We start from the raw sequence: 318 nt of genomic DNA on the forward strand, positions 1-318 counted from the left end.
CAGGGCAAGGATTACGGCGCCTATGTGCAAGATCTGGTCGAACTGACGCCTCAAATCAAACTCCAGCTCGGCATGCGCGCGGATCGATTTTTCAATCGCGCCGACGAAGTGGGTGAAGCGACCGCCCGAGGTCAGCAGTCCACGTTCTCGCCGCGCGTGGGCCTTGTGTGGCAACCCTTGGAGCGCACATCGTTTTTTGCGGACTGGAGCCGCAGCCACGCGCCTAACGTCGGACATAGCGGCAGCAACGTCACCTACGATGCGGAAGTCGCGGAGCAATTCGAGATAGGCGTCAAGCAAGATCTCATCAAGGATCGG

1 protein-coding gene is annotated in these 318 nt (G+C 59.4%); it reads left to right on the forward strand.

The window, feature by feature from the left end; all coding sequences use genetic code 11:
• The coding region (locus tag QCE79_RS34950; protein WP_309852523.1) for a TonB-dependent receptor at window positions 1-318 on the forward strand (318 nt) is incomplete at both ends.

This window comes from Caballeronia sp. LZ003 (assembly GCF_031451465.1).
Classification (GTDB): Bacteria; Pseudomonadota; Gammaproteobacteria; order Burkholderiales; family Burkholderiaceae; genus Caballeronia.